Annotated in this window: 12 protein-coding genes; 4 read left to right on the forward strand and 8 right to left on the reverse strand. The window is 43.1% G+C overall.

The annotated features are described in order from the left end of the window. Positions 1-262 (reverse strand): transposase (locus BMZ99_RS20830; RefSeq protein ID WP_139214800.1); only part of this gene is annotated, 262 nt, incomplete at its 3' end. Positions 263-336: 74 nt separating this feature from the next. Further along, entirely contained in the window at positions 337-1242 is a 906-nt protein-coding gene (gene fliB, locus BMZ99_RS20835) for a flagellin lysine-N-methylase (RefSeq protein WP_090942347.1), read from the reverse strand. 689 nt (positions 1243-1931) lie between these two features. Here fliB and BMZ99_RS20845 point away from each other — a divergent pair. Beyond that, a complete protein-coding gene (locus BMZ99_RS20845; protein WP_090942350.1) occupies positions 1932-3101 on the forward strand; it encodes an MFS transporter in 1170 nt (389 codons plus the stop codon). Between the two features lie 53 nt (positions 3102-3154). Here BMZ99_RS20845 and BMZ99_RS26520 read toward each other — a convergent pair whose 3' ends face one another. Then, entirely contained in the window at positions 3155-3448 is a 294-nt protein-coding gene (locus BMZ99_RS26520) for a hypothetical protein (RefSeq protein ID WP_175490639.1), read from the reverse strand. 100 nt (positions 3449-3548) lie between these two features. Between BMZ99_RS26520 and BMZ99_RS20850 the strand changes: the two genes are divergently transcribed. The 3 genes from BMZ99_RS20850 to BMZ99_RS20860 all read left to right on the forward strand — a co-directional run bounded on the left by BMZ99_RS20850 (position 3549) and on the right by BMZ99_RS20860 (position 6187). Then, the gene (locus tag BMZ99_RS20850) at positions 3549-4466 is read left to right on the forward strand and encodes an AraC family transcriptional regulator (RefSeq protein ID WP_090942354.1); all 918 of its coding nucleotides are present in this window, start codon (positions 3549-3551) and stop codon (positions 4464-4466) included. A 184-nt stretch (positions 4467-4650) separates the two neighbouring features. Beyond that, the gene (locus BMZ99_RS20855) at positions 4651-5376 is read left to right on the forward strand and encodes a flavodoxin (RefSeq protein WP_090942356.1); all 726 of its coding nucleotides are present in this window, start codon (positions 4651-4653) and stop codon (positions 5374-5376) included. A gap of 139 nt (positions 5377-5515) precedes the next feature. Beyond that, positions 5516-6187, forward strand: a complete 672-nt coding sequence (locus BMZ99_RS20860; RefSeq protein ID WP_090942359.1) for a DUF4405 domain-containing protein — start codon at positions 5516-5518, stop codon at positions 6185-6187. Between the two features lie 115 nt (positions 6188-6302). On the opposite strand, the gene BMZ99_RS20865 is transcribed toward BMZ99_RS20860, so the two are convergent. The 5 genes from BMZ99_RS20865 to BMZ99_RS27170 all read right to left on the reverse strand — a co-directional run bounded on the left by BMZ99_RS20865 (position 6303) and on the right by BMZ99_RS27170 (position 11993). Continuing rightward, positions 6303-7550 carry an alpha/beta hydrolase gene (locus BMZ99_RS20865; protein WP_245755085.1) on the reverse strand — a complete coding sequence of 416 codons (1248 nt, stop codon included), beginning with the start codon at positions 7548-7550 and terminating at the stop codon, positions 6303-6305. A gap of 290 nt (positions 7551-7840) precedes the next feature. Next, positions 7841-7966 (reverse strand): hypothetical protein, encoded by a 126-nt coding sequence (locus tag BMZ99_RS27445; RefSeq protein WP_281246851.1) that lies wholly within the window; start codon positions 7964-7966, stop codon positions 7841-7843. Continuing rightward, a complete protein-coding gene (locus BMZ99_RS20870; RefSeq protein WP_175490640.1) occupies positions 7956-9023 on the reverse strand; it encodes an alpha/beta hydrolase in 1068 nt (355 codons plus the stop codon). Before BMZ99_RS20870 ends, BMZ99_RS27445 begins: the two co-directional genes overlap by 11 nt. A 632-nt stretch (positions 9024-9655) precedes the next feature. After that, positions 9656-11695: an ATP-dependent DNA helicase gene (locus BMZ99_RS20875; protein WP_245755086.1), complete on the reverse strand. Its 2040-nt coding sequence runs from the start codon at positions 11693-11695 to the stop codon at positions 9656-9658. After that, complete coding sequence (locus tag BMZ99_RS27170; RefSeq protein WP_245755087.1) at positions 11634-11993, reverse strand: hypothetical protein; 360 nt, start codon at positions 11991-11993, stop codon at positions 11634-11636. Before BMZ99_RS27170 ends, BMZ99_RS20875 begins: the two co-directional genes overlap by 62 nt. Positions 11994-12056 lie beyond the last annotated feature (63 nt).

Here is a 12056-nt window from a genome sequence, read left to right on the forward strand (position 1 = left end):
GTTCTAGTTTACGGCTGGAGTAGATGCCGTTCATGTATCCATACACGAGAACTTTAAACAACCGTTTCGGTGATTTCTCGATTCTCCCCATGCGAGAGTACGCGGCGTACAATTTTCTGTAATCCATCCCTTCCATTACCGCGTTGAGTAAGCGTACCGAATCTTCTGCCGGGATCATTTCGCCAATATCCATGGGCAGAAGAAATAGTTGATAGGTATCCTCGTTTACTGTATAATCTGGTTGTAAATTCTTTTTCGTCATAAATTTGATTTTACAACAAAAAACGGCTTCTGACTCTTGTCAGTTGCCGTTTTTTGTTGCTTTTGGAGGCTGGCTTAATGCGACAGCCCCTTCCTAACAGCTATATCCAACGAAGCACCTTCCGAAAAGCAAAGTCCCTGCATAAACTCGTTTATACACGTAAGAAACTGATCACTTATAAATTCCCCTTTTAGTCGATAGTCAATCATAAATTTCATTGCCTGCAGCTGCATTTCTAAGTCTATACCAGCATTATTCATTGGCTCACGATATTCACCTGCCCTAATTTTTTCCGTAAAAGACGAAATAAGATAGGGAATGTCTTCATCGTAATATTTAGGGGTCACCTGCTCAAGCCTATTACAAAAAAAGCTGAGAATAAGTAAGCGTTGCCACAATGGATACGCTCTATCTTGCAACAGAGAAACAATAAAGGCTCTTATCTCCCCAAAATAACGATGTGGTTTATTATGTGCATCATATTTTGTATTTACTATAGGTATTTGAGAGTTGCGAATTTCAGCACCACTTTCACAGTTGTTAAATTGCATTGGTTTTGTATTCAAAAGTATCAATCTGGCAGCTTCCGGACACGATACATACAATGACTGCTCCAGAACCCCGTCAACATTATTAAATGCACGCGGATAGGTATCGCAGGTTATGGATAATGCATCTTCATTCCATGTTTTTTGAATCGTACAGAGCCTCTCATCTGTTAAAAACGGACATATATAATGATTCATTTTTACAGTGGCATAGGGAACATACTCAGAATCCCCGACGCTCTTATCATTCATTAAAATATGTTCGCAAAGAAGCGATTTTAAGTGAGCATCCTGACATTTTTGGTAGGTATCATAGGTAGCTTGATCAATGACAACATCCCACCCAATACAGCAACTATCCTCACAGTCACCCGCGGTGCAATGAAAATTCTGAAAATATTCTGGTTCTAGTATTTTTTTAAAGGATAACATTATTAACTCCTTTCACTACTTTTAAGCTTCAGAAAATAAACATATATTTTCAAAGCATATAACTTTGAGTTAACACCAAGTCAAGCAAAAGTCTTTTTTATTTCATTTTTACTTGTGGGCTTCTGTGTTTAGATAGTGCAACAAGTCTTACAATTAAATTATGCAATAGTCGAAAAGATAAGCGTTATACCATTTATCGCAAATCATTGCCTGATTGTCTCAATATCACTCAAAAATATAAGGGAGTGCAGATTTTACTGCACTCCCTCTCATGGTACTTATATATTTATCTATTGGTTATAGTTGGCCTTCATACGCTTTCTATCTTCTTTCGACGAAAAGCCAAACATACGAGAATATTCCCGACTGAATTGCGATGGACTTTCATAACCGATTCGAAATGCAACCTCAGCACATCGACTGACTCAAATAAACGCCTTGCTTCGTGTAAGCGCTGTTGCTTCTGGAACTGAAGTGGACTCATAGCAGTTGCCTCTTTAAAGTGGCAATGAAGAGAAGAAACATTCCTATTTGCTATATCTGTTGTGTAACTGCTGTGATAAGATTAGGCAATAATTTGGTATGAATGGTATAACGGTCACTTGGTTTTTTGCTGCATAATAAAAGTAACAAAGCTTACATCATAGTTTCATTATGATTGCAAAAACAGCAAGGGTAGGTAGAACATCATGAACAATACATGGAAAATTTATATGCTGACTATGATCAGCTTCTTGATTGGCACGTCACAATTTGTTATTGTGGGCATTTTGGATAAGGTCGCTGCCTCCGCCAGTGTATCGGTAGCAACAGCAGGCCAGCTGATTACCGCCTTTGCGCTTGCCAGCGCGATTGGCACGCCCATTGTCATGGTAGCAACGGCGAAGATGGATCAGCGCAGGCAACTGCTGCTGGCTCTCACGATCTTTTTACTCGGCATCGTTTCGACGCTCGCCCTTCCGGGCTTCGGTTTCCTGATGGCTTCTCGCGTCATACTCGGGATCGGAACGGGTGTCTTCGTTGTCACCGCCTATGCGATAACGGCGAGTCTTGCTTCTCCCGGACACCAGGGAGAAGCCATGTCCAACATATCCATGGGCTTTAGTGCCTCACTGGTATTTGGCGTCCCAATTGGCCGCGTCATCACAGCAGCATACGATTGGCAGGCGATCTTTTGGGGTATCGGCTTCTTTAGTTTGCTGGGAAGTTTAGCTGTCGCCCGGTTGCTTCCAGCTACGTCTGGTGAAATGCCGACTCCTCTCGGTAAGCAATTTGCACTCTTAAAAAAGCCGACTATAGCTGCTGCCCTTGGCATGACATTCTTTGTGTTTATCAGTTATTCGGTAGTCAATACGTATATCACTCCTTTCCTGGCAGCTCTCAGACCGATGAGTGAACAAGAACTGAGCAGCATTCTCTTCGCATTGGGCATCGCGAGCTTACTAGGTTCCAAGCTTGGCGGTTTCTTGGCGGATCGGATTGGCATCACTCCCACGCTTATTGGCAGCATGGTCATCCAAGCTATCGCCCTTGTATTCGTATCCGTTGCCGAAGGTTCTATAATCCTTACCATCCTATCGATCATGCTCTGGGCAACTTCAGTTTGGACGTTCGGATTGACCCAGAGCTTTAACATTGTCTCGCTCGCTCCGGCCGCCTCCGGCATCATGCTGAGTTTGAACAGTTCCTTCGTGCAGCTAGGTTTTGCCGCTGGCGCCGGCATCGGTGGAATCGCCGTGGGGAGTTCGTCAATCATGATAGTGAGTTGGATCGGCGCCGCATCGGTCATAGTTGCACTTTGCATCGCAGCTGTCTCTTTCAGCTTTAGCCGCTTGCGGTATCAACCATGCGGTGATTAAAATTCTAGATAAGAGGATGCCAGGTATGACTTAAATTTTATAACTAAAACTAATTATCTCCCTACGAAAATTTTATATGGTGCAGGAATGGTGGCGGCAGTTGCATCGGCAAGAAAAAACCGATTATCAATGAACCACTGGTGATTGTCGCCAGCAGCACAACAGCGGGAACAGGCTCCTAAGCGGATGCAGGCTGTGTAGTTACGAATCCGGCAGCAAACGAGAAAGTCGGCATCAAGACACCGGCGCCACATCATGGAGTATTCACTTTGAATCACTGTAACAGGGCAGATGGAATGTACACAGCGATAGTTTATTATGCACAAATAAACAGCGACTGCTATCACATTTGTGCCATATAATTGCCTAATCCTATCTCAGCTAGTTGCAAGCAGCTAACTGTGTAATATAATAGACGTACTCAGGCTGAAAAAACAGGAGGATCTTATGTCTGAATCAATAGATAGACAACATGACGAACTAGCCAAAATTATTGAATCCTATTCTGGCCATGACGGTGTTCATGCAACCGATATTCCGTCTTTATTTTTTAACCGCCAGACAACGATTACCGGACCGGCTTACGGAGTTTTCAAGCCATCCTTATGCATTGTCGTTCAGGGCGCAAAGGATGTGTGGCTGGCCCAGGAGTGTTTTCGGTACAGCCCTGCCGATTATCTTGTTGCTTCCATTGACGTGCCTGTTATCGGTCAGGTTGTGGAAGCTACTCCCAGCCTTCCGTACCTGTCACTTAAGCTGGAATTTACTCCAAAACAAGTCTTGGATGTTCTCAGTAATTTAGAAGCTCATCTTGATTCTAAAGAAGATTCTAATCGCGCTATTTTTGTCAGCCGGATTGAGACCTCTTTATTAGATGCGGTAATCAGGCTGGTTCGTTTACTAGACAATCCCGTCGATATCCCAGTACTTGCTCCTCTCATTACGAAGGAAATTCTCTATCGGATCCTGAAGGGACAGCACGGGGGAAAATTAGAACAGATTGCTATCGAGGGAAGCTATACCTATCGAATTAACAACGTCATTGAACGCCTCGTGCATCGCTATGATCAGTCTTTTCGAATTGAAGATCTTGCAGAAATGGCAAATATGAGTGTTTCTTCCTTTCACCGACACTTTAAAGAGGTAACCGCGATGAGTCCTCTTCAGTTCCAGAAACAACTACGTTTATACGAAGCAAGGCGCTTACTGCTGTCTGAGTCAGCCGACGCGGCTGAAGTCGCATTTCGGGTAGGCTACGAAAGTCCATCACAATTCAGCCGAGAATATTCCCGCATGTTTGGCCTTCCGCCGAAAGAAGATATGAAGCGCATGAAAGCCAATTATAACCAACAGATGGATGCGTAAAACCATTTGGGGGAGTGCGGTAAAATCCGCACTCCCCCTCATGTTTTTTATAAAATTGCGATAATCAGGCAATCATTCGAGAGAAATGAGATAACCATCGCTATTCTATATGGGGCATAATAAGTTTAAGTGAAACCGCTTTAAACAAATCAGACGCATCCGCGGAAATTAGGAGGAAATATAAATGAAGAAAACGTTAACACTCGTTTTAGCTGTGATCATTATGCTGGCCGGTTTGGCGGGCTGCGGCAGCAGTAAAAATCAGTCCAACAATAGCACCCCACAGCCGAAGCCTTCCAGTAGCGAGCAAAGTAAGACAACCACTCCCCCTGCCGAAGCCTCGGCTGCAAATAAAGACGGTAAGAAAACTTTGGTAGTGTACTTTTCCATGCCGGAAACGACTACTCCCAATAATATGAATCAGGAAGAGGCCAACAGTACGGTAGTAGTGGGCGGTGAAGTTTTAGGCAACACACAATACGTGGCATATTTGATTCAGAAAAATACCGGAGCCGATATCTTCCGTATTGAACCGAAAACGCCGTATCCCACTAATCACAGAACACTGGTAGATATGGCCAAAGCAGAACAGAATAATAAAACAAGACCGGAACTTGCAGCAACAATACAGAACCTTGGGCAATATGATGTGATTTTTCTGGGATACCCCAACTGGTGGGGCGATATGCCGATGATTTTGTACTCTTTCCTTGAAAGCCATAATCTGTCTGGGAAAACCATTATCCCGTTCAATACCCACGGAGGAAGTGGTTTTTCTAGTACAGTAAGCACCATTGCCGCATTACAGCCAAACGCCAATGTTATGAAAAACGGCTTTACGGTTTCTAGAAATACCGTGCAGAATTGTGCGGATGATGTTGCTGCATGGGTAAAGGAATTAGGGTATTAAATGAAGTACCTGTGCACACTAAACCGGGAGAGCAGTAAGATAAAAGAGCCTTTCCGCCAAGATCCACCGTCTAAAAAGCCTGCCGCAAAGATACGGCAGGCTTTTCTCAAAAGATATTGCGCAAGGAGAAATTATAGAGATGAAACCAAAAACAATCGGTAAAATTGCAATTGATTTCTTTTTGACAGTAGGCTTGTTGTTGCTTATGGCATACGAGCTTATAGGACAAGCCGTCCACGAATGGATCGGTACAGGTATAGGCTTGCTGTGTATCATACACCATATCCTGAACTGGAATTGGATCAGGCATTTACAGAAAGGCAAATATACGGCATTTCGTATTTTACAAACAATCGTTACTGCTTTCGCTTTTTTATCTATTGTTGGTCTTATGATAAGCGGCATTATTCTCTCCCGCCATGTGTTTGATTTTCTGTCCATAAGTAACGGCCAAGCTTTTGCAAGAACTCTGCATATGCTCTGCGCTTATTGGGGCTTGGTGCTGATGTCAGTGCATATGGGCCTTCATTTAAATAGGTTGTTGGGCGCTATGAGGCAGGTCTTACGTCTCTCCAACCCATCCCTGCCTCGAACCATATTTTTACGCACAGCTGGTTTCCTGATTGCTGCTTATGGTATGTACGCTTTTTATCAGCGGCAAATCGGTTCGTATCTTTTTTTACAGAACGAGTTTGTATTCTTTGATTTTAACGAACCGTTGATTGCATTTTTCACAGACTTTCTTGCTATGATGGGATTGTTCACCAGTATAGGTTATTTTGTTTCTAAATTGCTTCGGTCCCGAAGTTAGAGGTAATTCATGCTCTTCAACTGCACTTCTGTCAGCCGTACATTCAATCCCACATTGAAATGAGAACGAAGGTTTCCCACCAACAGCATGGATGGCAATATGCCGGAACCTTCAATTACAAATGCTTACCATAGAACCCAGTTAATTTATCAACGGTCTGGTTCACATATTCCGGCACCCAATACGTCTGAATATGGGTTGCTCCTTGGAGCAGAAACAATTCCTTGTCATTTGTGCCAGTTGCTGCTGCGAAGGCCTGTTCAGTCATATAGAAGGTATCCGCATTGCTGCCGGCTATCATCAGTAACGGTTGGCCAATCAGATTCATATTATTAGCTGCATCAAACGTGACCAAGTCAAGAGTGCTGCTCACCGTATAGCGAAAGGTGGAATTCGGATGTGCGTGCGTCTTACCATAGTATTCATAACCTTCACTGTACAAATCCGGCATTTTGGCAAGCTGTTCTTTACTCAGTTCCATATCCAGCATGTCTGGAGTATATTGTACTTCACCGCCAGCAACTTCCTGCGCTCTAGCCGCTGAGGCTTGCTGCAAACGCTTTTGAATAGTATCCTTCTGAGAATCCATGAAACCATCACGGCGAACAATTCCCGTATTAAACATACTAAGCGTTGCCACCGCTTTGAAACGCTTGTCTGTCTGCGCTGCCTTCAGCGTATAGCCGCCACCGCCGCATATGCCCAGGATTCCCAGGCGTTCTGTATCAACTCCTGGGTAAGAAGAAATGACATCTGCCATACCATGTATGTCTTCCACCCGATAGGCCGGTTTATCAACATTGCGCGGGTAACCGCCGCTTGCTCCCTGGAAAGAAGCATCTGCTGCAACGGTGATATAGCCTTTTTCGGCCATACGCTGTGCATAAAGACCCGCAACCTGTTCCTTGACTCCACCATTCGGATGCGCAACAACAAGTGCTGGATATTGTTTTTTACTTGCCTTATCATAGCCTGCCGGCGTATACACATTGGCCGAAATCTTTATGCCATTTAAATCATAAATAATCGGATGAATATTCACCTGACCAGGGACATTTCGAGTAATTGCTCCCTGGTAAACCAGACCAAACGGATTTTCATTCGGACTCTTGATTGTGCTTGGATTTACTTCCTGTAAGGCTCTTCTTTCCATTGTCACAGCGGGGTGATTGCCCCGCTTCACCTCCCGTGCGCTAACTTCCTGCCCGCCATGCCCAATGCCCATCAGCCCTAATGCTAACATTGCTATACTTACTTTTAATTTCAAGTTCATGAAAACTCCTTCTTTCTTCTTAAAATTATCATAGCCAATATGCCACAGCTTATTCTGCCAGTCCTCGGCAGATCCCGAGATCATCGCCATTATGTAGAGAAAGATGTAAGTCAGTATTTCTTGGGAGTTTATTAATCTGTCATACTAATATCCCCCTTTCCTTGTGAAACAAGCTTGATTATCCTTAGTATATACTAGGAGAAAAGACGACTGATATCTCAATAGTATCAAATGATTGCCGAATCTTCTCACTAGTATTATCTAGCTGCTTTCTGCTGATATAAATTGCAATCACAGTGAATACTTCAGAATAAATGGAAGCGGTTGAGAAACAATACGAAGTTTATCAACCGCTGATCAATAGTTCAATTTATTCCTTCCTACCAGGATGAAAAGATGTGTTGCTCATCTGAAAGCTCTATCGGTTCTCCGATCAATGTACAGCATGGTATCACTGCCATAGCGATCATGTTCTTTTCTCCTGGCGTTTCGCTTTTATTTGGCAAGGCCCTTATCCTTCATCCATTTTTCCATCAAATTTGCAATCTGGACATTGTTCTGATCTGCAAACAGAAAATGTGTGTTGCCATAAACTCCAAATTCCGGCAGATGAACGATCGTCGCATCCCCGCCATAACGGTTAATGACTGCCGCCCATTTCCGTGCAAGGTTCAGGCGCACGCGCCAGTTATCCTGTCCCCAGTTATCCGTAGGTTCGGATGGAATATTATCTCCGTAATAGACGACGATAGGGATCTTCGTGAGTTTCATGAAATCCTTCATCGGAATAGACTCACCTTTTGCCGGGAACGGACTACTTGTAGCCTCTACTTCTGGCACCTCACCCTCAGGGAAAGGGAATGTGCCCGGCTCCATAGCAACAATACCGCGTACTTTGTCCGTTCTGATCGCCGTATACCAGCCTGGACCGCCGCCCTGCGAATGCGTCACGAGAACGCCTTGTCCAGATTTTTCAAATACTGCAGCCATAGCATCCGCAATGACCTCATTACTATACGCACCGGTGTTCGGCGTCATCTGACGGAAAAACTGGTCCAATGATTCCTTATCTCTGGGTACCTGCACATTCTCGTAGTAGTCTGGCCATTGACCAATACGAAAAGTATTATACCAAAGCTGATCATCCGGCGTCGCAGCAATTTTCTCCGGTATGGTAGATCGTCCGGCTTTGCCGCGGCGCGGCTGGTCAACGAGGTAAGTACTATAGCCACGTTCCAAAAAGATATTCTGGAAACCATCGCGACCATCCGGTGTTGACTCCCAAGTCTTTGCCGACTGCCCAGCGCCATGCAGGAACACTAGTCCGTATTTATGCGCCTTGACCGGCTTTTGGTAGAACACATAGGCATGGTCGCCATGCAATGTTTCACCATCAAGATTCGTTGGCCTTGTTCCATCGTATTTTCCCGGTGCAGTTACCACGGTGCCGCCAGCTAAAAAACTTCCCTGGTCCTTAATCGTGACAGGCTTACTCATAGCACAAGCCGAACCAACCGTCATAATCATCGCCAAAAGTACGGACAAAATGCTTTTTTTCACCATAAAAGTATCTCCTCCTCTATGCAAATCAACGCATCTTTTCAATCAACACTTTTTACTTGTACAAAAAATCGTCGTCCCAAGTACGTTCCGGCTGTAACCAAAACTAGTAAAAATCATTACCCTTATTATCCTACAAATGAAAAAAAACCGTTATCCCATTCCTACCAAATGATTACCTAATCCTATCACAACTACTACACAATAGACGAATATACTTTATAATGACGCGCCTGAAAACCCAATTGTAACCAACAGATTTATGAATAACCATTTGGGGAGTGCAGTTTTTACCGCACTCCCCAAATGGTTTGACAATTAATATAATAGGCAATAATTTAAGAGAAATGAGATAACAATCGCTTTTTAATATTTAGGCTACATCTGTAATTGTCATCCTATCTCTCATCTCTTGCTAGCAATAGCATAAACATCACCAATTACAACCAGACAACAACATGACATACCAAAACATTAAATTTTTATTCGTCTTGAAATATTCATAACAGATGCCTTTGTAAACATATTACTAATCTATTTTATCTAACAAGGTTTTTCAAGTAATTCGTCACATCGTTCCTAAAGAACGGGATATCGCTACTGTATACGCTCAAGAAGGAACACACATCTATCTTTTATGTATCCCAAAATGCTTGAATCAATGCATTGAGCTTGTCTTCGCTTCGTGCTTCCTTAGGATAACGCCAGTGTGCTGGAAATAGCTTTTTATAATAGTAGCTAGAAAATCTTGCATCAATCAAAAGTACTATGCCTTTATCTTCTTCTGAACGAATCACCCGCCCAGCTGCTTGTAACACTTTATTCATACCGGGATACAGATACGCATATTCATATCCCAGTTCATTTTTCTTTTTAAAATGCTCCATGATAAGGTTGCGCTCTGTACAGATCTGAGGGAGTCCCACTCCTATAATAACAGTCCCCAAGAGTTTATCCCCTTTGAGGTCAATGCCTTCGGAAAAAATCCCTCCTAACACACAGAAGCCAACTAACATATGATCACTAGCTGGCTGAAACCGATCTAAGAAGCTTTCCCGCTCTTCTTCCGACATGATATGGGTCTGCATCATGGTCTCGGTGTCAGGGTACAATCCCGCAAAGGCATGATGCACTTCCTGCATATAGTGGTAGGACGGGAAAAAGATGAGATAATTCCCGGTTTTCTGCTGGATCACCAGATGAATGTAGTGAGCAATCTCATCATAGCTGCTCTCGCGATCTTTAAACTTCGTAGATATTTGATCGGCTACCAGTAAGCATAGATTTTCGGTCTTAAAGGGCGATGGGAATGCAATTTTTGCATCCATTGCCTCACCACCTAATACTTCACAAAAATAATCTAGTGGTGCCAGGGTTGCCGAGAAAAATACGCTGGACTTGCCTCTCTTGACTGCTTCACCCAGCAACTTAGATGGGTCAAGGCAAAACAGTTTCAGCACAACCTCTGACGAGGATCTCTCCACGTACGTAACATAGTGATCATCATAGAACTCAACCATTTTTAAAAATATGAGTACATTAAAATAGAGTTCTAACAATGCATCATACCCCTCTGTTTTATGATTCTCAATTAATAAAGCAGGTGCTTTGTTAACAAACGTCCAAAGCAGGGGGTAGATTTCTTCCGGCTGCTGCAATTGTGTATAATACCCCTCTTCACCACATTCTTTTCTCATCCCCAGCATAACCGTATTGATTTTCCCCAGAGTCTTGCCAATGCTATGGCCTTTATAAAGGTTCTTTACCTTCAAGAAAGAACTTTTTGTTAGTTCTGCAGAAAACATCTCTCTTGCTCGATCTACCAAATTATGCGCTTCATCAATTAGAAAGGTATAATCCCCCTGAATCGTCTGAAAAAATCGTTTTAAATAGACTCTAGGATCAAAAACATAATTGTAATCACAAATAATACAGTCGGCCCACATGGATAAGTCCAAGGAAAGTTCAAATGGGCACACCGTATACGTTCGCGAATAGTTTTCTATCACTTCTCGTGTAAACGCCCTCTCCTGCAAAAATATATCCATAATGGCATCATTGACTCGATCATAATGTCCTTTGGCATATTCGCAATGATCCGGATTGCAGATGGCCTTTTCCTGAAAACAAATTTTATCTTTTGCAGTGATCGTAATTGATTTAAAGTCCAAGCCACTGTCCCGCATGGCGTTTACTGCTTCTTCAGCCACTTGACGAGTAATGGTTTTGGCCGTCAAATAAAAAATCTTGCTCGTTTTATTTTCTCCCATAGCCTTGACGGCAGGAAACAAGGTAGAAATGGTTTTCCCAATCCCGGTGGGAGCTTGTACAAATAGTTTTTTGTTATCGGAAATCGTTTTATATACCGAAACCGCTAATTCACGCTGGCCTTGACGGTACGCTGCAAAAGGAAAATTCAGCTTTTTTATGGATGCATCCCGCAGTTCATTCCATTCTTTGAGATATCTCGCCCAAACTAAATAGGTATCCAGCAACCCGTAAAAAAATGTTTGCAGCTCCTTCAATGTAAAGGTTTCTCTTAGCCTTTTTATTTCATTCGTATCAATATTGTAATAGGTCAATTGAATTTCAAGCTGTTTTACATGATTTTGCTCACCATAAATGAGTCCCATAGCATTTTGCCTGTGCCCAATGCAGGGGATTAAAGTTCTCATCAATCCGCTCCAACGGAACAGCCGTTGTTTTGATTTCATCAATCACCACCTGCGGATCATCGACAATGATTCCGTCTGCACGACCTTCTACCAAGAACAAAAAGTCTTTGTATTTCATTTCATATTTCAATTGAGCTTCTGCCAGATACTTGTCGCCACCAGCCTTTTGAAGCTTTTGATGTATTCTGGTTCCTTCCACCGCTCTGCTAGTCCCCACAAAGCGTGTATCAATATTACCCGCACGCAAGGTATACTCAACTAAGTTTTTTACTGATATACGAATGACATCCGATGCCACGTACGCTGACACCTCACTTTCTTATTCACTACTTCCACACCGATCATCCTATCCCTTTTAATG

Origin of the sequence: Pelosinus propionicus DSM 13327, from assembly GCF_900114615.1 — a bacterium.
Classification (GTDB): domain Bacteria; phylum Bacillota; class Negativicutes; order DSM-13327; family DSM-13327; genus Pelosinus; species Pelosinus propionicus.

Coding starts and splice junctions, on each gene's coding strand:
- BMZ99_RS20845 (WP_090942350.1), top strand. CDS start 1,932: ATGAACAATACATGGAAAATTTATATGCTGACTATGATCAGCTTCTTG.
- BMZ99_RS20850 (WP_090942354.1), top strand. CDS start 3,549: ATGTCTGAATCAATAGATAGACAACATGACGAACTAGCCAAAATTATT.
- BMZ99_RS20865 (WP_245755085.1), bottom strand. CDS start 7,550: ATGGCGATGATCTCGGGATCTGCCGAGGACTGGCAGAATAAGCTGTGG.
- fliB (WP_090942347.1), bottom strand. CDS start 1,242: ATGTTATCCTTTAAAAAAATACTAGAACCAGAATATTTTCAGAATTTT.
- BMZ99_RS20870 (WP_175490640.1), bottom strand. CDS start 9,023: ATGGTGAAAAAAAGCATTTTGTCCGTACTTTTGGCGATGATTATGACG.
- BMZ99_RS20875 (WP_245755086.1), bottom strand. CDS start 11,695: ATGAGAACTTTAATCCCCTGCATTGGGCACAGGCAAAATGCTATGGGA.
- BMZ99_RS20860 (WP_090942359.1), top strand. CDS start 5,516: ATGAAACCAAAAACAATCGGTAAAATTGCAATTGATTTCTTTTTGACA.
- BMZ99_RS20855 (WP_090942356.1), top strand. CDS start 4,651: ATGAAGAAAACGTTAACACTCGTTTTAGCTGTGATCATTATGCTGGCC.